This window comes from Mycobacterium sp. NGS48 (assembly GCF_059812585.1).
This window is the reverse complement of the sequence record NZ_JCALCY010000001.1, coordinates 501,801-521,101: the sequence shown is the minus strand read 5'-3', so window position 1 is coordinate 521,101 and position 19,301 is coordinate 501,801. Positions and strand designations below refer to the sequence as shown.

The following is a 19,301-nucleotide window of genomic DNA, read 5'->3' as shown; positions in this document are numbered from 1 at the left end:
TGTGGTCAATAACTCACCTCGACGGTGAGGCCCTCCGCGGCGGAAATTGGGGGCGGATAATCCCCCGGAACCGTAGCCTTTGGTGCTGTGCCGGTGGCTGGTCGGGCGGGTTCTGCGATTTGCGCATTACTGCTGCTCTGGATTACCGGTGTTGCTGCCGCGGCCGCAGCACCTGCCGAGCCGGTCATCACGGCACCCAGCGAAAGGCTGGTGGGTTGGGACACCTACCGCAGACTGGATCGGTTGCCGTATCTCAGCGCCGATACTCAGACGCTGCAGGTGTCGAGCTTCGATCGAAGCGGCGGTGATTTCGATGTCTCCACCGGTAATCGGAACGGCACCGGCGGCTGTTTGGCGTCCGGTGGTGCCGGCTGCGTCATCGCAGAGGATCGCGGTGCCGGAGAGGTGGATTCGATCTGGTTCACCCGCGACGGCGGCGATGTGCGCGCGATCGGAACGCTGCGCATCGAGCTGGATGGGCAGACGGTAGTCGACGCGCCACTGCAATCGGTGGTCGATGGCGCGCTGGGTGCGCCATTCGTCTGGCCGCTGGTGGCAAACGCTGCACAGTCGCCGGGCGGCGTGTACATCAAAGTGCCGATGCCGTACCGGAAGTCGATGCGGATCAGCGTCGCATCGAATTTGGAGTACTACCACGTCGACTATCGCCGGTTTTCCACCGCCGACGGGGTCACCACGTTCTCGACTGCCGATCCCGCGCTCGATGTGCTTGCATCCCTCCGGACCGCAGGCACCGTCGATCCCAAACCGGCACCAGCTATCGCAACACATACCCACCGGCTCATCGCGCTTCCCGCCAATGCTGAGTCGATACTCGCGGAATCCACTGGGTCGGCCATGATTTCGGCGCTGCAGCTACAGCTGCCGGAACCGACTGATCAACTCCTGGCCGGATTGCGGCTCCGGATCGAGTTCGACGGCCAAACCATGGTCGACTCGCCAGTTGGGGAATTCTTCGGCGCCGGGCTGGGCGTCACCACCGTGCAATCGCTGATGTTCGCAGCGATCCCACAACCCACGGGTTCGTTGTCGTTGTCGGAGTGGTGGCCAATGCCGTTCGCCCGCACAGCCCACATCACTCTGGTCAACACGACCGGCAACCCCGTGCCCGGGATCGACAGCGACGTCGTGACCACACCCGACCCGCAGTGGGGGTCTGCGCTCGAGCGCGGACGCGTCGGCTACTTCACCGCGCGCTCGCATGCCGGTCCGACGATGCCCGATCAGGACTGGTTGTTCGCCGACGAACACGGTCACGGCAAATTCGTCGGCGTCAGCCAGACCATGAGTGGTTCGGGAATCAAAACGGCGTTCAGCGCCGATGCCCCTTACTTTCTCGAGGGAGCCGAACGCGTCTACACCGACGGGTCGGCATCCCCGCAGTGGTATGGCACCGGCACCGAGGACTTCTACGAGGGCGGTTGGTATTTCAAGGGCGGCACGCAGTTCAGCGCCCCGCTCACCGGCCAGCCCGATCAACGCACGGCCACCGGCGGATGCGCCGGCTACTGTGTCTCCGCCTATCGGCTCATGTTCGCCGACGCGATCGGCTACCACTCCGCACTGCGATTCGGCATTGAGCACGGCAAACGCAACATGGTTCAACCCGCCTACAGCTCAACCGCATTCCTCTACACGCAACCAAACGACACCACCACGCTCAGCGACGAGATCTACCCCAGTGATCCGGTGAGCCGAATCCTGCATATCTACACCGACGATGGCGCCACTGACCAATTGCTGATCAGCACATACGAGGGAAGCGAGGACGCCCGCCCGGTCGCCGGATCGGTACGCGCCACCAGCGCTGCAATGACGTTCGACGTCGCGCTCCGCGCGGACAGCCACGGTGTCCTGCTGCGCCGCATGTCGGACCAAGCAACGGGCTATCAGTCAGCAGACGTTGCCATAGACGGAATGCCTGCCGGGATCTGGTTACAGCCGCGCGGCAACACCTTTCACCGTTGGCTCGATGACACCTTCCTCGTACCTGAGTCGCTCACGGCCGGCAAAGACCGCATAACGGTCACGATCACGCCTATCCGCGGCACTCCGCCCTGGACCGTCAGCCGCTACCGCATAGACGCACTTACGGGTTGATTTGGTCACCTCTGTCACACCAGTCACGTTGCCGGACCACTATGCGAAATGCCCGCCTCTGAGCGACTTTTCAGCGGCACGCCCGGGCGAGCACGGTTTTGTGGTTACTCGTCGGCTTCCGGCTCAGGTGGCCGAACCTCCGATGGCTGGCGAACGTCAACGAGATCAGCGATGATCCGAAAGTCACCGCTGTTGTGGGTGAGCAGGGGTATGCCGTAAACGTTTGCCGTAGCAGCGATTACCAGATCCACTGCGCGGCGCCGCGGCTGACCGCCCCGGTTACTCACGGCCGCTGACAGCCGACCCCATTCTCGCGCGATCTCAACCGTGACCGGAAGGGGATCAAATGCGGACTCGATTGCGCCCAGCCGCGCGGTACGCACCGCACGTTCGTCGTCGTCGCGGGCGACAAGAACGCCAAAGTGCAGTTCGGCAATCGACGCAACGCTGATGGCGGCCTCGACCTGCGATGGCGGATCTTGACCGATAAGGACCGAAGTATCAACGACTGCGCGCATCGGCTACTCGAACGGATCAGCAATCGACGCGGGAAACCGCTCGAGGTCTTCGCTCAGTGTTCTCGGCGCCGGGGTGCGCCAGACCGCGCGTAACGCCGGACCACTGACCCATCGCTTCTGCATGGCCGGCCCAAGCCGTGCCACCGGCCGGCCTGCGACGGTGATCGTGATCTCTTCGCCCGCTTCTGCCCGGCGCAATACCTCCCCGACGTTGTTGCGGAGTTCCTTCTGGGGGATGGTCTCCATAGCCCGATGGTAGCAGAAGTGCTACCTGGACGGTCGCTCCCACGGCCAAGTCATCAGAGCCCACACGACGACGATGAGCAGCGCCGCAGTCAGCAGATACACCGGCCATGGACCCAATACGTCCAATAGGGACGCGGTGTGCGGTTTTCCGTTCAGGAAGCCGTAATTGGTGCGCGCGATGCTGTTGAACGTGAAGGTAGCTGCTGCCCAAACAACCGTGACCATTACTACAAAGCGGTAGCTGCGCCACGTGGGCCGTTTCCTCCGGCCCCACGTGAGATAGATTGCCGCCCAGACGACAAGCAGGTGAATCGCCCAAAAACCGAGGAACTCGTAGTTGGGGAAATCCGGACTCTTCAGAACCGGTGAGATCAACGCCTGGATGCTCAACGTGAGACCCCAGTAGTAGGTAAGCGCGAAAGCCCAGTGTCGCTGGGACCACAACGCGTAGGCCGCCGCGATGGTCGCGAGATCGGTAAGACGAAGTGGCACCGACGCGCTGATGGTCGGCGGCGCCAGTGAATAGACCAGCACCGTGGCATATATCGCGGCAGTCACCGCCCCCAGGATGCGGCCCAGGCGCCGGGATTGCGCTTCGGTCTGCGAGCGCCCAACCCAGACAAGAAGCGCTGAGCCGATCACGAACACAGCGATGACGGCCCAATACGACGGGCCGTACGCCGTGAACTCCCGTTGTACGGAGAACACTCTCATCATTGTCGTCCCCGAACCGGCCATGACCACCGCTTAGCCGCGGGCGGCGCATCATGGGAGGGTGCGAATCGGAGTCGGGGTGTCCAGCGTGCCCGACGGGCGGCGGGCCGCGGTGCAAGCCGCGGTGCAGGCGCGCGACGAGCTGGCGGGCGAGGCGCCGTCGCTGGCCGTGCTGCTCGCGTCGCAATCCCATACCGACAAGGCTGCTGATGTCTTGGGCGCGGTGCAGGAGACACTGGCGCCGCCCGCGCTGATTGGCTGCGTGGCCCAGACGGTGGTCGCCGGCCGCCATGAGATGGAGGACCAGCCCGCGGTGGCGGTGTGGCTGGCTTCGGGCCTGCCCGCCGAGACGTTTGAACTGGACTTCGTGCGCACCGGCTCCGGCGCGCTGCTCGCCGGTTACCAATTCGACCGGTCCGCAATGGATTTGCATCTGCTGCTGCCCGACCCGTACACCTTCCCGGCGCACCTGCTCATCGAGCACCTCAATGCCGACCTGCCGGGAACGAGCGTGGTGGGCGGCGTGGTCAGCGGTGGGCGCGGCCCGGGCGACACCCGCCTGTTCCGCGACCACGACGTGCTGAGCTCCGGGCTCGTCGGCGTGCGGCTGCCCGGCGCGCAGGCGGTCCCGGTCGTGTCGCAGGGCTGCCGGCCGATCGGCCACCCGTATATCGTCACCGGCGCCCAAGACGACGTGATCACCGAGCTGGGCGGCCAAACGCCCATGCAGCGGCTGCGGGAAATCGTCGAGGGGATGCCGCGTGACGAGCAAGAGTTGGTGAGCACCGGCCTGCAGATCGGCATCGTCGGCGACGAGCATCTGGCCACGCCCGGTCAGGGCGACTTCCTGATCCGCGGACTGCTTGGCGCCGACCCGGCCAGCGGGGCGATCGAAGTCGGCGAGCTGGTCGAGGTCGGCGCCACGGTGCAGTTCCAGGTCCGAGACGCAGCAGGGGCCAATAACGATCTGCACCAGACCGTCGAGCGAGCTCTGGCGCAGCTTCCCGGGCGCCCGGTGGGCGGATTGTTGTTCACCTGCACCGGACGCGGGCGGCGCATGTTCGGGGCCCCCGATCACGATGCGTCGACGATCACCGACCTCCTGGGCGGGATTCCGCTCGCCGGGTTCTTCGCCGGCGGGGAGATCGGCCCGATCGCCGGGCGCAACGCCTTACACACATTTACCGCGTCGATGGCGCTGTTCGCCGAATGGGAACGCGTTTGACCTTCTTAGTCGCCCGCGCAGGTGGACCTTGGATTGGTCAGACCGACCGGTGCGAACATGTTGACCTATGCGTCACGTGGACACCGCGGGCACGAACGTGTCGGCACTCGATGCCGACCAGGCTGCGGCCCACGACTCGGGAGGCTCGGAGAGAAGCTGGCCGGGTTCGAGCCATTCGTACAACTCGGCATAGGACCGAACGATGGACGGAGCGATGCGCTTGCGCAGCATGTGCGGTGCGAGTTGGTCGGGTTGGTGGGCGCCCAGCGAGGCCATCATCTGCATCGCCTGCTTGACCGTCGCCTCCTGGTAGCGCTGCACGCGCAGGCTCTTGTCCGCAACGTTCAGCGCCCGCGCCCGCTTGGGGTCTTGGGTCGCCACGCCAACCGGGCAGGTGTTGGTATGACAACGCTGGGCCTGGATGCAGCCGGCGGCCATCATCATGGCGCGCGCAGCGTTGGTGTAGTCGGCACCCTGAATGAGTCGTTTGACGATGTCGGTGGCGCCGGCGACCTTTCCGCTGGCGGCGAGCTTGATCCTGTCTCGCAAACCGGTGCCGACCAGCACGTTGTGCACAGTCATCAGCCCATCGGTGAGCGGCATGCCGACGTGGTCTTCGTACTCCAGGGGCGCAGCCGCGGTGCCACCTTCGGCGCCGTCGACGATGATGAAATCCGGGGCCGTGCCCTCGTCGAGCATCGCCTTGCAGATCGCCAGAATGTCGATGCGGGTGCCGACACACAGTTTGAAACCCGTCGGTTTGCCATCGGCGAGCTCGCGCATGCGGGCGATGAACCGGATCAGCTCGCGGGGCGTGGAAAAGGCGGAGTGGAAGGCGGGGCTGACGCACTTCTCGTGGGCCGGAACACCGCGGTAGCGGGCGATCTCGTCGCTGACTTTCGCGGCCGGCAAGACACCGCCCACCCCGGGCTTGGCGCCCTGACTGAGTTTGAGTGACACGCACTTGACGTTCGGGTGCGAGGCCTTGTCGGCGAATTGCCGCGGATCGAAATGACCATCGGGGGTGCGGGCGCCGAAGTAGCCCGATCCGATCTCCCACACCAGGTCTCCACCGTTTTCCAGATGGTAGGGGGTCAGGCCGCCCTCCCCGGTGTCGTGCGCGAACCCTCCCAGCGCCGCACCCTTGTTCAGCGCGCGAATGGCGTTGGCCGACAACGCACCGAAGCTCATCGCCGAGACGTTGAGCAACGCCATCGAGTAGGGGCGGCCGCAGTCGGGCCCGCCCACCAGCACACGAGGAGGCTCATCGGGCACGGGTACCGGCGCCACGGAGTGCGCGAGGTGCTCATAGCCCACCTCCTCGATGTCGCGCTCGGTGCCGTAGGCCTGCTCGCCGTGGATGCCCTTGGCGCGTTCGTAGATGATCGATCGCCGCTCGCGGTCATAGGGGCGCCCGTCGAAGTTGCGTTCGATGAAGTACTGCTGCAACTCGGGCCGAAGCGCCTCCAACAGATACCGCATGTGCCCCAGGACGGGGTAGTTGCGCAACACCGAATGCCAGGGCTGGACCAGGTCGTAAAGGCCGACGGCGAACAACAGCGCGGCCGGTAGCGCCAACCACAACCATGCCCACGAGTTGACTTCCATGGCCACGCCCGCGAACACGGCGACGACACCGAGGGCGACGATCGCGATAAACCTGTACATGCGCCTCCCTGCATTGCGGGACGAACGGTGGCTCCGCTCTTCGCTCAGCATCCCAGACAACCGTGTTCGGGTCGGGTCGAGCAGAGTTCGGCGGCACTCGGCGGTGCGGGCTACCTGACTGAGTGCGAGCCAAGGTGATGACTGCTACGATTGCTACGCGTGATGAAGGAAGGTGTGTCGTGCGAAGGATTGCGCACCGCGAGCTCCGCAACAACTCGTCACAGATCCTCGATGACGTCAAGAACGGCCAGGTCATCGAGGTGACCAACCATGGCGAAGTTGTGGCCGTGCTGATCCCGCCCGCCGCGACTCCCTATGAACGCCTGGTCGCGGCCGGCAGGGTGCGCGTGGCGCGGCCGGGCAGGGCCAGGCGGTTCTCCGACATCCGCGCGTCTCGGTCAGAACGCGACGCGCTCGATGTGCTGTCTGAGATGCGGGGCGAGTGATCGCCTACCTGGATACCTCGGCCGCGCTGCGGGTCTTGACAATTGGACCAGATCCCGAAATCGCGACCCTGACCCGGCATACCCAGCAATACCTCGATCGGTTGGCGAAGCAGGGGCACACGATCGTGTCGTCGGCTCTGTTGCGGACCGAAATCCTCTGCCAGGCCAACCGCCAACCAGAGATCGGTATCGACGCGGCAGAGGATTTCTTGTCGTTGGTGAACCTGGTGGCAGTGGACTCGACCGACGTCGACGATGCTCCGAATGCGCCAGGCAGATTACGCACACTCGATGCCATCCACCTCACGGTCGCCATGCGCGTCGGCGCGGATGTCCTTGTCGCGTACGACGACGAACTGCTTCGTGCTGCAAAGACGGCGGGCATGCGTACGGGCCCGGGATAGCTCGTTGCGTACCTTGACCGCGTCGATGGCGCTGTTCGCCGAATGAGCCGCACACGCTAGGCATGCAGCGGCGAGCCGGCCAATGCCAGCATCGCTTCGCCCAGCGCCTCGTTCTGGGTGGGGTGCGCATGCACAAGCGGTGCGACGTCCGTCGGCAATGCTTCCCAAGCAACCATCAGCTGAGCCTCTCCGATCAGCTCGCCAACCCGATCACCCACCATGTGCACCCCGACCACGGGTCCGCAGCCCGAAGCTGAGCCGCGTCGAATCACCTTGACTCCGCCGGACGTTCGCAGGATCTGGCTCTTGCCGTTGCCGCCGAGGTCATAGACGACCGTGGTGACGTCACCGTACTGCTCGCGCGCCGCGGCCTCGGTGAGTCCCACCGACGCGACCTGCGGGTGTGAGTAGGTCACCCGCGGAATCAGATAATCCGGTGTCAGCACCGGGCTTTGGCCCGCGATCTGTTCGGCGACGTAGATGCCGTGCGCGAATCCGCGGTGGGCCAGCTGTAGCCCGGCCACCAGGTCGCCGACCGCGTAGACGTCGGCGTGGTTGGTCGCCAGCCGGTGATCGACCCTCACACACCCCCGATCCATCTCGATTCCCGCCTCGACGAACCCGGCCGATCTGGGCTCCCGGCCGACAGCGACCAACAGCACCTCGGCCTCGATGACCTCGCCGTCGGCCAATTCCACTGCTACGCCGGCACGGTGCTGCTTTGCCCCGGTGACGGCGGCGCCGGTCTTGGCGGTGATACCCCGCCGGTGCAAGGCCCGGCCGAGCATCTTCGAGGTCCACTCATCCTCCCCCGGCAACAGCCTCGGCATGGCTTCCAGGACGGTCACCGCGGCGCCGAACGACGCCCACATGCTGGCGAACTCGACACCGATCACGCCGCCACCCAACACAATCGCGGTCCGCGGGATCTCGGGTAGCTGCAGGGCGTGATCGCTGTCGATGATCTGATCACCGATCCGGATGTTCGCGATGGCTCGCGGAGCCGAACCGGTGGCAAGCACCACCGCACCGCCGGTGTAACGGTTGCCGTCCACGACGACCGTGCGATTTCCGACGTAGCGGCCGTTACCGGGCACGACGGTGATACCACGACGATCGATCAACCCATGCAGTCCGGTGTGTAGCCGGTCGACCACCGACTGTTTGTAGGCGTGTACAGCCGTCATGTCGATGCCGGTCAACGTTGCCTGCACACCGACGCATTCGGCCGCGCGGGTCACGTCGGCGATCTCGGCGGCATGCAGCAGGGCTTTGGTGGGAATGCAGCCGCGGTGCAAACAGGTACCACCAACCTGGTCGGCCTCGATCAGGGTCACGGAGAGCCCCAGTTGGCTGGCCCGTAACGCGCAGGCGTAGCCCGCCGAGCCGCCTCCGAGGATCAGCACGTCGGAATCAGCCATCACAACCGTGCCAGCGCCGCGATCGGGTTCTCGATGAAATCGGCGAACAGCCGCAAGAACCCGCCGGCCGTGCCGCCGTCGCAAACCCGGTGATCGAAGCTCAGCGACACTTGCGTCACCTTGCGCACGGTCACTTCGCCTTCGACCACCCACGGCCGGTCGATGATGCGGCCGACACCCAAGATTGCTGCTTCCGGATGGTTGATGATCGGGGTAGATCCGTCGACCCCGAAGACGCCGTAATTGTTCAGGGTGAAAGTCCCCCCGGTCAGCCGAGCGGGTGGCAGTTTGCCGTCTCGGGCCATCGCCGTTGCTTCGGTCAACGCATCCGAGAGCCGCAGTAGGTCAAGCTGGTCGGCGTTTTCGATAGCGGGCACCATCAGTCCACGCGGGGTTTGCGCCGCGATTCCGAGGTTGACGTGCCGGTAGCGAACAATTTCCGAGCGCGCGGTGTCGACCGACGAGTTCAGCTCGGGGAACTGCCGCAGCGACGCGACGGCGAACCGGGCCAGTAGCGCCAGCAGACTGACTTTGCGCGTCACCGCGTCCTGGATGCACTGTCTGGCGTCCAGCAACCCGGTGGCGTCGACGTCGACCCACGTGGTGGCATCCGGAATCTCCCGGCGACTGGTCGAGAGTTTGTCCGCAATTGCTTTGCGCACTCCGGTGATTGGGGTGCGGTGTTCGTCGTGACTGCTGGTTTCGGGCTGGGTGAGCGAGCGCTCGATGTCTGCTCGGGTGATGACGCCGCCGAAGCCGGTACCCGGCAGGCTTGTGACGTCAACCCCGTTGTCACGGGCCAATTTACGGACCACTGGTGAGATCACCTTCGTCGGGCCCACCGGCGTGCGCCGTCGACGAGGACGCTCTGGTTCGCTTGTGCCGTACCCGATCAGTACGTTGCCCGAGCCGGCCTGCTCCTCGGCGCGGACAGTGATCAACGGCGTACCCACGGCTAGAGTCGAACCGATCTCGCCGTGAAGTTCAATCACGGTGCCCGCGAACGGGACCGGGACCTCGACGGCTGCCTTGGCGGTTTCCACCTCGACGATCACCTGGTCGACCGCCACGGTGTCGCCGACCTGCACCCGCCACTCCGCGATGACGGCGTCCGTCAAGCCCTCACCGAGGTCGGGAAGCAGAAACGTCTGGTCGGCCACTAGGGCGTCCCCTCTGTGCGGCGAAGCCGCGCCGAGCCGACAGCGTGCCCGATGGTGACGAGCGCTGGGATGAGTAGCGGGAACAGCACCAGCACTAGCATCAACCCTAACGATCCGATTGCAGTGAGCACGGATTCACTCCCTTTCCCTTCAGGCGACGATGTGGATGCGGTCATCCCACTGCAGCCGATCGACCGCGTCGAGGATCCGATCGCATCCGGGCAGGTGGAATCGCTCGAGTTTCGGTGGTGGGTAGGGGATGTCGAATCCGCAGATGCGCAGCACCGGCGCCTCCAAATGATGGAAGCAGCGTTCCTGAACGCGGGCCGCAATCTCGGCTCCCACGCCGGCGAATCCTTGGGACTCGTGCACCACGATGCATCGCCCGGTCTTGCGTACCGATGCCGCGACGGTCTCGTCGTCGAACGGAACGATCGATCGCAAGTCGACGACTTCGATGTCGCGGCCGTCGTCGGCGGCCGCCTCTGCGGCCTGCAACGCCCGATCGACCGCCGGGCCGTAGGCGATCAGCGTGGCGTCGCGTCCCGGCCGGAGGATTCGCGCGCGTCCGATCGGGACTCCGCGCTCGAGCTCGACGTCGGCGCGGGAAAAGTACAGCCGTTTGGGCTCGAGGAACACCACCGGATCGGGATCGTCGATGGACTGCCGCAACAGGCTGTAGGCGTCCGCGACCGACGCCGGGGCAACGACTTTGAGCCCGGGGGTGTGCGCGTAGTAAGCCTCGCTGGAGTCGCAGTGGTGCTCGACGCCGCCGATACCGCCGGCGAACGGGATGCGGATCACGATCGGAGCCGAAAGCGCTCCTCTGGTCCGGTTCCTGAGCTTCGCGACGTGGGAGACGATCTGCTCGAAAGCCGGGTAGGCGAAAGCGTCGAACTGCATCTCGACCACCGGCCGAAAGCCGGCCATCGCCATGCCGATGGCAAACCCGATGATCCCCGATTCGGCCAGCGGGGTATCGAAGCATCGTTCTCTGCCAAATGTTTTGGTCAGTCCGTCGGTGACCCGAAAGACTCCGCCGAGTTCGCCGACATCCTCGCCGAATACCAGTACCGACTCGTCCTCGTCGAGCGCATCACGCAGGGCGGTGTTGAGGGCCTGCGCCATGGTCATCATGGTCATGTCCGTCAGCCCTCCCGGGCCTCGGCGGCCAATTCCGCGCGTAGCTGGCGTTGTTGTTCACGCAGTTGACTGCTCGGTTCGGCGAAGACGTAGCGGAATAGGTCGTCGGCGTCGGTTTGGCGTTCGGTGTTCATCCCGGCCCGTAGCGCCGCGGCGCGGTCTTCGGCCTCGGCCGCGATGGCGCTGACATGCGCGTCGTCGATCAGGCTCTCGGCGCGCAGGTAGCTTTCCAGCCGGGCGATCGGGTCCTTGGTACGCCAGTGCGCCACTTCGTCGTTGGTGCGGTACCGGGTGGGGTCGTCGGCGTTGGTATGCCCCTCGACCCGGTAGGTGTGGGCTTCGACGATGACGGGGCCATTGCCCTGCAGTACGTAGTTGCGCGCTTCGTCCATCACGGCGAGCATCGCTATCGGATCGTTGCCGTCGACCTGCTCACTGCCGATGCCGTATCCGACTCCCTTGTGCGCCAACGACGGCGCCGCCGTCTGCCCCGCCAACGGCACGCTGATCGCAAACCCGTTGTTTTGCACCAGGAAGATCACCGGTGCACCGAAGACCGCTGCGAAGTTCAGCGCTTCGTGAAAGTCGCCTTCGCTGGTCGCCCCGTCACCGCACAGCGCCAGCACCACCGCGTCGGCGCCCTTGCGCGTCTGGGCATGCGCCAGCCCAGCCGCATGCAGGAGTTGGGTGGCCAACGGTGTGCACTGCGGCGCACAGCGGTGGCGTACCGGGTCGTAGCCGCAATGCCAATCACCAGCCAGCATGCTGAGGATCTCGAGCGGATCCACCCCGCGGGTGACCAACGCCATCGAATCGCGGTAGGTCGGGAACAGCCAATCCTCGGCCCGCAGCGACATCGCGGCGGAGACCTGGCAGGCTTCCTGTCCGCGTGCGGACGGATAGACGGCCAGCCGGCCCTGCTTGGTCAGCGCGGTCGCTTGTTCGTCAAAACGTTGTCCGAAAACCATGTTTCGATACATGTCGATCAAACGTTGACCGGACGGTCGGGGGTATCTCGCGGGGCTGTCGGTCAGCTGTCCTGTCGGGTCGAGGTACTGCACGGGCGTGTCGGCGGGGAGAAAATTCGTGTATGTCACGCCGATCTGCTCGACCACCGTCACCGCTGCCTCCACGTTGTCTACTTGCCTCCCAATGATCGAGATTTATAGTCACCGATGCACTACCAGGCGCGGTTCTGGAGATGTATTGGTTTATACAGACGCCGAACGCGTGCATACTGTTCACATAACCGACTGAAGTAGGCGAGGGGGCGAACACATGGAGTTGGACGATATCGACCGGCGGCTGATCCGGGAATTGGTCAAGGACGGCCGGGTGTCGATGCTGGAGTTGGCCAAACGCGCCCACATCTCTCGGACCCATGTGTATTCGCGGATCGAACGGCTCGAGCAGCGCGGGATCATCGAGGGGTTCACCGCGCGAATCAATCTGGAGCGAACGGGCTTTGCGACGTCGGCGCTGATCGCGCTGTCCATTCAGCAGGATGCCTGGCGTGGCCTGTCGGAGCAGTTGAAGACGTTGCAGTTCGTCGAGCGGTTCACCTTGGTCGGCGGCGACTTCGACGTGCTGGTCGTGGTCCGCGCCCCGGATAACGCGACGCTGCGTACCGTCGTGCTGGAACGGTTGCACGGCATGGCCGGCATCCGATCAACCCGCACCTGGCTAGTGTTCGAGGAGTGGAATGGCCTGCCGACCGAATGGTTTTGAACGATCAGCCCGTCGGTGGGCCAGTATCTGCGCGGCGGCGTCGGTGGTGATGTCTTCGGCCTCGCTGATCGCGTAGACCTTGATCAGGGTGTCGCCGATTCGACCGGTGTGCTGGGCGACAGTGTCGTCGTCCCAGCCGAGCACTTCACGGCCGACGAGGTGGAAGGCGCCGCCGGCATTGGTGACGAAGTCGGGCGCATACAGAATGCCGCGCTCACGCAGGACGGCCCCGGCACGCTCGTCCGCGAGGATGTTGTTCGCCGCGCCGACGACCGCCGAGGTGGTCAGCCGGGCGGCAGTGGCGCTGTCGATGACTCCGCCCATCGCGCACGGAGCGAAAATATCGCAGGGCGTCGTCGACACCGCTTCGGGCTTTACCACCGCGAAACCGAATTCACGAGCCCAATATATCCGTTGAAAGTTGGTATCCGAAACCAACAATCGTGCGCCGGATTCTGCGGCCAACGTGGCCAGGTGGCCGCCGACTGCGCCGAGTCCCTGGATCAGAATGGTCAGTCCGCTGAGAGCTCCGAGGCCGGCATGGGCGGCAGTGGCCTTCATCGCTTCGAACACCCCGAGCGCGGTATTGACGGCACTGGACCCGGCACCACCGCGATCTGCCGAACGGCCGAAGACGAATTCCGTTGTCTCGTTGAGGACGTCCATATCCGCGGAGTCGGTGTTGACGTCGGGCCCCGTCCAGTAGGTGCCGTTGAGCCGGTCGATGTTCTCAGCATGCAGCTGCAGGATCCGCTGCCACGTCTCCGGGGCGATGTCTTTGCGCGGCGCCGGAAGCGCGATCACGGATTTGCCGCCGCCCATCGGAAGTTCGCTCACCGCCATCTTCAACGTCATTGCCCCGGCGAGTTTCCCGGCATCATCGAGGGCACCGGCAAGCGACGGATACTGCGCGGCGCGGGTGCCACCGGCGGCCTGCCCCAACCGTGTCGAGTCCACCCGGATGACAAACGACGCCCCGGTCTCGGGGTCGTGCCGGGTCACAGTCAATTCGCCGTCCCAGCGCAACACATCGTCCAAGGTCATGTCCACAGACGTTAGGCTTTGAGAAGTGTGTTTGCATTTGCATGCGCATAAGCAGGTACACATTGTGTAGATTCGCGGCCGGGGAGAGCATCATGTTCACCGGTTCGGTCCGCGACTCCGCCGCGTAGGGCATTTTGCGACGATGCCGACGGATGAATGGGCGCGGCCGTCCCGGTCAGGCGACCACCGCTCCCACCACGGCGGTCCGCGATGATCTCCGCGGCGATCGAAACAGCCGTCTCCTCCGGGGTGATGGCACCGAGTTGAAGACCGATGGGCGCGCGTAGTCGGTCGAGTTCCCGGTTCGTCAGCCCGATTTCACGCAACCGAGCCACCCGATCAGCATGCGCCCGCCGGGAACCGATCGCACCCACATACGCCGGTCGCTCCGCCCAACCCTCGTCACGCAGGGCGAGTTCGAGCAGGGGCACATCGAATTTCGGGTCGTGGGTCAGCACTACCAAGACCGTACGACCATCAACGCGACCGGCATCGCGCTCCACCCGCAGGTAGCAATGCGGCCACTGCACCACGACGTTGTCGGCGTCGGGAAGCCGTGCCGGTGTGGCGAATACCGCCCTGGCATCGCAAACGGTGACGTGATAACCCAGAAACGAGCCAATTCCCGCGGTGGCTGCGGCGAAGTCGATCGCCCCGAAGACGATCATCCGGGCCGGCGCGCGATGCGCGGATACGAAGATCTCGAGTTCGTCATCGACACCGCCGCCCGGCGGGCGGTAGCGCAGCACCGCCGGAGGTAGCGTATCGCCCAGTATCCGCACCACATCCGCGTCGGCGCGAGCCGAGCCCAGCGATCCGCCGATCGACCCGGGCCGGACGACCAGTCGCCGGCCTACCCACGCCGGATCCATCGCCCGGATGGTGGTCGCGACGACAACCGGCCCCCGCGTCGGGCCGACCACCTCGCCGAACTCCGGATAGCTGTCGCGGTCGATCCGCTCAATGAATACCTCGAGGGAGCCACCGCAGGTGAGACCGGCCTCAAAGACGTTGTCGGCCAATCCGAAACGCTGCATAATCGGTACTCTGTCCGTGAGCACCTGCAGTGCCAGTTCGTACACCGCCGATTCGACGCATCCGCCGGACACGCTGCCGACGACCGAGCCATCCTCGGCCACAAACATCATCGCCCCCGGCGGCCGGGGCGCCGAATCCCATGTCCGGACCACGGTCGCTGCCACGACCCCTTCGCCACGCAGCCACCGCCGGCGAATTTCCTCGTTCACGCGTACTCGGCCACCCGCGCGCGGATCTTGTCCAGATGGATAGCGCCGCGGTGGATGACGGCCCGTACTCGCTCGGAGAGACCGCGCACGCCGATGTCGGTGCCGTCCAAGAGCACCAGATCTGCCCGCTTGCCGGGCGCCAGCTCGCCGATATCATCACCGACGTCCAGCAATTCGGCGGCCGACGTCGTCGCGGCGCGCAGCGCCTCGACTGCCGAGAGACCCTGATGGTGCATCAGTTCGAGCTCGGCGAGGTTGTCGCCATGGCGTGCGATCCCGGCGTCGGTTCCCATCGCGATGCGCACCCCGGCCGCGTGGGCAAGCCGCAGCGATGCGTCGTGTGCCTCCACCACATCGGCCACCTTCGCCCGGGTGGCCTCCGTGACGCCGGCTCCCGTCTGCACCATCTGCAGCAGCGCGCGCGGCGCCGATAGTGTTGGCACCAACCAGGTTCCGCGCTCCACCATCATCGCAACCGCTTCCTCGTCGAGATGCACCCCGTGTTCGATGGAGCGGACACCGCAGCGCACTGCATTCTTGACGCCGTCGGTGCCCTGCGCGTGCGCCATCACATGAACTCTCGCGGCTCGGGCCTCGGCCATCATCACTGCCAGTTCGTCGGCGGCCAGATGCGCGCGCCGTGGGTCGCTGCGTGCGCTGATGACCCCGCCGGTCGTCGCGACTTTGATGACATCGGCTCCGGCCCGGATCAATTCGCGGACCTTGCGGCGCATCTCGTCGGCGCCGTCGACGATCGTCGACGGGCTGCCCGGATAGGGCGGCCACAGGGCGTGCACGCACTCCCCCGATGGCATCCATTCGTCGGCGTGGCCGCCGGTCTGGCTGAGCATTCCGATCGCGATCTGCATGTCGGGGCCGTCGATCACGCCGGTGGCCACCGCCTGTTTGACACCGAGGTCCGCGCCGGCCGCGTCGCGGATCGTGGTCACGCCGGCGTGCAGCGTCAGCCGCAGGTTGCGGACGGCGTGAAAGAACCTGAGCGAGAACGGGGTTTGGATCAGCCGCAGCACGTCGACATCGTCGAGCGTGACATGAACGTGGCAGTCGATGAAGCCCGGCACCACCAGGTGCCCGGTGGCGTCCAGGGCGGTGTCGCCGTCCAGACCCGGCCCTACCTCGACGACATGCTCACCGTCGATGACCACATCGGCGGGGGCCGCCGTTCCGGAGACCGGATCAAAGACACAGCCGCCGTGGACCAGCAGCCGTGGGCTCACGGCCCCTCCGCCGATGGCCGGTAAAGCGTGTTGATCCAGATGGTGGTCAGCGCCTCGGTGGCGGCGGCGGGATCGGCGAACGGCCGCTGCCCGAACGACGCCAGCAGGTAGCGCTCGTTCATCCATGTCAGCGCCCGCGCCACCTCGCGCGGCTGCGCAATTTGGCTGCGGCCGCCCGCGATGTCCGCCTCTATGCGGCGCGCGGTCGCCGTGACCAGACCCTCGGCCAGAGCGGCATACAGCTCGCTGATCTCCGAGTCGTACCGCGCGGTATCCGAGATCGCCTGAATGAGCCGACCATGTTCGACGAAGATCGCCGTCAGGTCGGCCAGGCTGTGCCGAAGCTCGGCGGCCGGATCGTCGCTATCGGCCATCCACTCGTCGGCGACATGACCCAACTCCAGACCGACGTCGTCGAGCATCGCCATCAGCAGATGCTGACGATCCTCGAAATGGCGGTAGAACGCGGTCCGGGCAACCTCGGCCGCGGAAGTGATGTCGTCAAGCGAGATCTCGGCCCAGGGTTGGTTCTCCAGCAGCCGATGGGCGGCGTCCAGTAGCCGCCGTCGGGCATTTCGCCGATGCTCGCGCCGCCGCGCCTGCAGATCGCTTTGTCGCGTCGTCACACCGCTGAGTCTGGCATGTTTGGACGCTATGTACAACATAAACGTTGACATCGTGTCACAGATGGAGTTACGTTGACCGCACCGCCGGCCTTCGCCGGCGAATCTGGCATACAGAGATGGGGTCGGACCGTGCGAGTCAGCCTGTCGTTTACCGGATTCGGCTCGATCCTGGCCGACCTGCCGGCCGTCCGCGCTGCCGACGAGTGCGGGTTCGACGGCCTCTGGTACGCCGAGCACATCTGCGCCCACGACGCGGTGGTGCCCGCGACCGTGTACCTGCGGGAGACCGAGCGGCTCGAAGTGGTGCTGATGGGCATCAGCGCGGCCGGACGTCATCCCGGCGTGGCCGCGATGGAACTGGCCTCGCTGGCCGAAATCGCACCCGGCCGGGTCCGGGCGGCAATCGGGACCGGGGTGCCGGACATGATCGCCAAACTTGGCCGCTCGGTGGACAAGCCGATCGGGTCCACGGTCGCGCTGCACTGTGCCCTCACGTCCGCGCTGGCCGGCGACGAGGTGACCGCCGACTACCCCGGGTTCCGGTTCGAGCAATACAAGTTGAACCCGTTGGCCGCACCGCCCGCGCTCGACATCATGGCCGTGCGCCCGAAGATGGTGGAAACCGCCGCCCGCTACGCCGACGGGGTCTGTCTCAGCGCCGGCGCATCGCGCAAATACCTGGCCGACACCGTGCAACGGGCGGAGGCGACGCTCGCCGAAACCGGCCGCCCGCGCGACAGCTTCCGCATTTCGGCTGTAGTCACCGCGTTCATCACCGACGACATAGAGGCGGCCCGCATCCAGGTGGCGGAACTGTTGTCCGCGTTCGATCCCGCTACCACCGAATACCTTGCCGCCGGGGCGATCCCGGACGGCGCACTGGTGGAGGCAGTCGCCAGGGGCGAGGCCGCCAAGGTGCTTACTCCCGACGTCATCGACGCCGTGGCGATGGTGGGCCCGCCGGAGGCCATTGGCGATTCGTTGGCGGCATACGCCGAGACCGGTATCGACGAGATCGCGATCGTGCCGTTCGCGCCGCCCGACCAGCTACCCGAACTGATCGCCTCGATAGCCGAGTGCCGTCCGCTGCTGGCCGCCCAACCCTGACCGAAGAACGGAACACGCCATGACCGACACCCTGCTCGACGGCGACACGCGGGAGATCAGGCGCCTGCACCGCGAATTCGTCGACGCCAACGGGCCGCTCGACTCGAGCTATTTGCGGCGACGGGTGACCGCGATTCCCGACGAACTGGTCTGGTACAACCTCAACGGCGCGGTCTACGTCGGGCAGGATCAGATTGCCGAGCTCTGGGACATGCTGTCGTCGGCCATGAGCGGCGACGCGATCAGCGCCGAGCTTCGCGACGAGCGCATCGAGGTGGTCGGTGATGTCGCCTGGGTGACCTACCTCAACCACTACCAGGCCGACTTCGGCGATCTGGGTAGCTATAACGCCGGCATGCGCAGCACCGAGATCTGGCGGCGCCGCGACGGCACATGGGCACTGGTGCACGCACACTTCTCCGCCCACGCGCCCAACGAGGCCGGCTAGCGACATGGAGCGATACGCGGTGTCGGGACCGGTCGGTGTGATCCGCGGAGTGCGACGCACCTGCGACTCACCAGACGCGCCGGTCGTGTTCGTGCATCACATCAACGGCGCCGCCGAACAGTGGTTGCCGGTGATGGAGCTACTCACCGTCCGCAGCTCGATTGCCGTCGACCTACGGGGACACGGATTTTCGGATCGCGGTAGAACCTATGGCGCGGCCGACTACGCCGCCGATATCGCCGCGGTCATGGACAATCTCGGCATTCCGCGAGCCCATCTGGTGGGTGCCTCGTTCGGCGGTAGCGCAAGTGTCGTGCTGGCCGCCACCCAGCCGACGCGGGTCCAGTCGATCACGGTGATCGGTAGCGCGTTGCGGGTCAGCGGAGTGGACAGCGCCGCTGTGGTCGACGAGTTACACCGGCTCGGGCCGACACTGTTCTTCAAGAAATTCGCGGTGGCAAGCTTTGCGCCCGGTACCGACGACGCGCTGCTGGCCGACTCGGTACGCCGCGCGGCGCGCAACGCCAGCACCACGATAGAGCAGATCATCCGTGCGGCGTTTTCCGCTGATATTTCCGCCGCCGCAGCACACGTCGCGGCACCGGCGCTGGTGCTGACCGGCGAACACGATCAAACGTGCCCGCCGGCGCTGGGTGCCGAGCTCGCGGCGGCGCTGGGGGCGGAGTGCCGGGTGCTGGCCGGACGCGGACACTTGGCCCACATCGAAGATCCGGCGCTGGTCGCACAGCTGATCGACGAACGGCTGCAGCACATCGGCAGCGTGCCGACCGGCTGAG

General features: G+C 65.7%; 20 protein-coding genes. 8 read left to right on the top strand and 12 right to left on the bottom strand.

The annotated features are described in order from the left end of the window. The first annotated feature begins 117 nt into the window (after positions 1-117). Entirely contained in the window at positions 118-2,121 is a 2,004-nt protein-coding gene (locus AC5Y42_RS02575; RefSeq protein WP_499895850.1) for a glycoside hydrolase family 172 protein, read from the top strand. Between the two features lie 104 nt (positions 2,122-2,225). On the opposite strand, the gene AC5Y42_RS02570 is transcribed toward AC5Y42_RS02575, so the two are convergent. The 3 genes from AC5Y42_RS02570 to AC5Y42_RS02560 are packed head-to-tail and all read right to left on the bottom strand — an operon-like array spanning position 2,226 to position 3,602. Next, positions 2,226-2,639 (bottom strand): PIN domain-containing protein, encoded by a 414-nt coding sequence (locus AC5Y42_RS02570; protein WP_499895529.1) that lies wholly within the window; start codon positions 2,637-2,639, stop codon positions 2,226-2,228. 3 nt (positions 2,640-2,642) lie between these two features. Then, on the bottom strand, positions 2,643-2,885 hold the full coding sequence (locus tag AC5Y42_RS02565) for a type II toxin-antitoxin system Phd/YefM family antitoxin (protein WP_499895527.1): 243 nt from the start codon (positions 2,883-2,885) through the stop codon (positions 2,643-2,645). Positions 2,886-2,906: 21 nt separating this feature from the next. Beyond that, the gene (locus AC5Y42_RS02560) at positions 2,907-3,602 is read right to left on the bottom strand and encodes a YwaF family protein (protein ID WP_499895849.1); all 696 of its coding nucleotides are present in this window, start codon (positions 3,600-3,602) and stop codon (positions 2,907-2,909) included. A gap of 58 nt (positions 3,603-3,660) precedes the next feature. On the opposite strand from AC5Y42_RS02560, the gene AC5Y42_RS02555 reads away from it, so the two are divergent. Beyond that, on the top strand, positions 3,661-4,824 hold the full coding sequence (locus AC5Y42_RS02555) for an FIST signal transduction protein (protein WP_499895525.1): 1,164 nt from the start codon (positions 3,661-3,663) through the stop codon (positions 4,822-4,824). 72 nt (positions 4,825-4,896) lie between these two features. On the opposite strand, the gene AC5Y42_RS02550 is transcribed toward AC5Y42_RS02555, so the two are convergent. Beyond that, a complete protein-coding gene (locus AC5Y42_RS02550; protein ID WP_499895524.1) occupies positions 4,897-6,492 on the bottom strand; it encodes an FMN-binding glutamate synthase family protein in 1,596 nt (531 codons plus the stop codon). A gap of 179 nt (positions 6,493-6,671) precedes the next feature. On the opposite strand from AC5Y42_RS02550, the gene AC5Y42_RS02545 reads away from it, so the two are divergent. Continuing rightward, complete coding sequence (locus AC5Y42_RS02545; RefSeq protein WP_499895523.1) at positions 6,672-6,938, top strand: type II toxin-antitoxin system Phd/YefM family antitoxin; 267 nt, start codon at positions 6,672-6,674, stop codon at positions 6,936-6,938. Then, positions 6,935-7,342 (top strand): type II toxin-antitoxin system VapC family toxin, encoded by a 408-nt coding sequence (locus tag AC5Y42_RS02540; protein WP_499895521.1) that lies wholly within the window; start codon positions 6,935-6,937, stop codon positions 7,340-7,342. The genes AC5Y42_RS02545 and AC5Y42_RS02540 overlap by 4 nt, the downstream gene beginning before the upstream one ends. Before the next feature lie 56 nt (positions 7,343-7,398). Here AC5Y42_RS02540 and lpdA read toward each other — a convergent pair whose 3' ends face one another. The 4 genes from lpdA to pdhA all read right to left on the bottom strand — a co-directional run bounded on the left by lpdA (position 7,399) and on the right by pdhA (position 12,187). Then, positions 7,399-8,763 (bottom strand): dihydrolipoyl dehydrogenase, encoded by a 1,365-nt coding sequence (gene lpdA / locus AC5Y42_RS02535; RefSeq protein ID WP_499895520.1) that lies wholly within the window; start codon positions 8,761-8,763, stop codon positions 7,399-7,401. Then, the gene (locus tag AC5Y42_RS02530) at positions 8,763-9,923 is read right to left on the bottom strand and encodes a dihydrolipoamide acetyltransferase family protein (RefSeq protein WP_499895518.1); all 1,161 of its coding nucleotides are present in this window, start codon (positions 9,921-9,923) and stop codon (positions 8,763-8,765) included. Before AC5Y42_RS02530 ends, lpdA begins: the two co-directional genes overlap by 1 nt. Positions 9,924-10,073: 150 nt before the next feature. Next, positions 10,074-11,066 carry an alpha-ketoacid dehydrogenase subunit beta gene (locus tag AC5Y42_RS02525; RefSeq protein ID WP_499895517.1) on the bottom strand — a complete coding sequence of 331 codons (993 nt, stop codon included), beginning with the start codon at positions 11,064-11,066 and terminating at the stop codon, positions 10,074-10,076. A 5-nt stretch (positions 11,067-11,071) separates the two neighbouring features. Then, positions 11,072-12,187, bottom strand: a complete 1,116-nt coding sequence (pdhA, locus tag AC5Y42_RS02520) for a pyruvate dehydrogenase (acetyl-transferring) E1 component subunit alpha (protein WP_499895848.1) — start codon at positions 12,185-12,187, stop codon at positions 11,072-11,074. 157 nt (positions 12,188-12,344) lie between these two features. Between pdhA and AC5Y42_RS02515 the strand changes: the two genes are divergently transcribed. Next, positions 12,345-12,794 carry an Lrp/AsnC family transcriptional regulator gene (locus AC5Y42_RS02515; protein WP_499895516.1) on the top strand — a complete coding sequence of 150 codons (450 nt, stop codon included), beginning with the start codon at positions 12,345-12,347 and terminating at the stop codon, positions 12,792-12,794. Here the strand turns inward: AC5Y42_RS02515 and AC5Y42_RS02510 are convergent. From AC5Y42_RS02510 to AC5Y42_RS02495, 4 genes are read right to left on the bottom strand one after another with little or no spacing between them, the layout of a single operon-like run. After that, entirely contained in the window at positions 12,750-13,838 is a 1,089-nt protein-coding gene (locus AC5Y42_RS02510; protein WP_499895514.1) for a Glu/Leu/Phe/Val dehydrogenase family protein, read from the bottom strand. The genes AC5Y42_RS02515 and AC5Y42_RS02510 overlap by 45 nt on opposite strands. An 11-nt stretch (positions 13,839-13,849) precedes the next feature. Continuing rightward, positions 13,850-15,085 carry an XdhC family protein gene (locus AC5Y42_RS02505; RefSeq protein WP_499895513.1) on the bottom strand — a complete coding sequence of 412 codons (1,236 nt, stop codon included), beginning with the start codon at positions 15,083-15,085 and terminating at the stop codon, positions 13,850-13,852. Further along, positions 15,082-16,323 carry a metal-dependent hydrolase family protein gene (locus AC5Y42_RS02500; RefSeq protein ID WP_499895512.1) on the bottom strand — a complete coding sequence of 414 codons (1,242 nt, stop codon included), beginning with the start codon at positions 16,321-16,323 and terminating at the stop codon, positions 15,082-15,084. The genes AC5Y42_RS02505 and AC5Y42_RS02500 overlap by 4 nt, the downstream gene beginning before the upstream one ends. Then, positions 16,320-16,949 (bottom strand): TetR/AcrR family transcriptional regulator, encoded by a 630-nt coding sequence (locus AC5Y42_RS02495; RefSeq protein ID WP_499895510.1) that lies wholly within the window; start codon positions 16,947-16,949, stop codon positions 16,320-16,322. The genes AC5Y42_RS02500 and AC5Y42_RS02495 overlap by 4 nt, the downstream gene beginning before the upstream one ends. 129 nt (positions 16,950-17,078) lie before the next feature. Between AC5Y42_RS02495 and AC5Y42_RS02490 the strand changes: the two genes are divergently transcribed. Genes AC5Y42_RS02490 through AC5Y42_RS02480 form a run of 3 tightly spaced genes read left to right on the top strand, consistent with a single transcriptional unit; the run spans position 17,079 to position 19,300 of the window. Next, entirely contained in the window at positions 17,079-18,056 is a 978-nt protein-coding gene (locus AC5Y42_RS02490; protein WP_499895509.1) for an LLM class flavin-dependent oxidoreductase, read from the top strand. A gap of 19 nt (positions 18,057-18,075) precedes the next feature. Further along, on the top strand, positions 18,076-18,504 hold the full coding sequence (locus AC5Y42_RS02485) for a YybH family protein (protein WP_499895508.1): 429 nt from the start codon (positions 18,076-18,078) through the stop codon (positions 18,502-18,504). Between the two features lie 19 nt (positions 18,505-18,523). Then, the gene (locus AC5Y42_RS02480) at positions 18,524-19,300 is read left to right on the top strand and encodes an alpha/beta fold hydrolase (protein WP_499895506.1); all 777 of its coding nucleotides are present in this window, start codon (positions 18,524-18,526) and stop codon (positions 19,298-19,300) included. Position 19,301: the final 1 nt, after the last annotated feature.

What these genes read in the sequence shown, in the direction of transcription:
- AC5Y42_RS02570 (WP_499895529.1), bottom strand. Translation starts at nt 2,639, where the DNA reads ATGCGCGCAGTCGTTGATACTTCGGTCCTTATCGGTCAAGATCCGCCA.
- AC5Y42_RS02565 (WP_499895527.1), bottom strand. Translation starts at nt 2,885, where the DNA reads ATGGAGACCATCCCCCAGAAGGAACTCCGCAACAACGTCGGGGAGGTA.
- AC5Y42_RS02560 (WP_499895849.1), bottom strand. Translation starts at nt 3,602, where the DNA reads ATGATGAGAGTGTTCTCCGTACAACGGGAGTTCACGGCGTACGGCCCG.
- AC5Y42_RS02550 (WP_499895524.1), bottom strand. Translation starts at nt 6,492, where the DNA reads ATGTACAGGTTTATCGCGATCGTCGCCCTCGGTGTCGTCGCCGTGTTC.
- lpdA (WP_499895520.1), bottom strand. Translation starts at nt 8,763, where the DNA reads ATGGCTGATTCCGACGTGCTGATCCTCGGAGGCGGCTCGGCGGGCTAC.
- AC5Y42_RS02525 (WP_499895517.1), bottom strand. Translation starts at nt 11,066, where the DNA reads ATGACCATGATGACCATGGCGCAGGCCCTCAACACCGCCCTGCGTGAT.
- AC5Y42_RS02515 (WP_499895516.1), top strand. Translation starts at nt 12,345, where the DNA reads ATGGAGTTGGACGATATCGACCGGCGGCTGATCCGGGAATTGGTCAAG.
- AC5Y42_RS02510 (WP_499895514.1), bottom strand. Translation starts at nt 13,838, where the DNA reads ATGACCTTGGACGATGTGTTGCGCTGGGACGGCGAATTGACTGTGACC.
- AC5Y42_RS02485 (WP_499895508.1), top strand. Translation starts at nt 18,076, where the DNA reads ATGACCGACACCCTGCTCGACGGCGACACGCGGGAGATCAGGCGCCTG.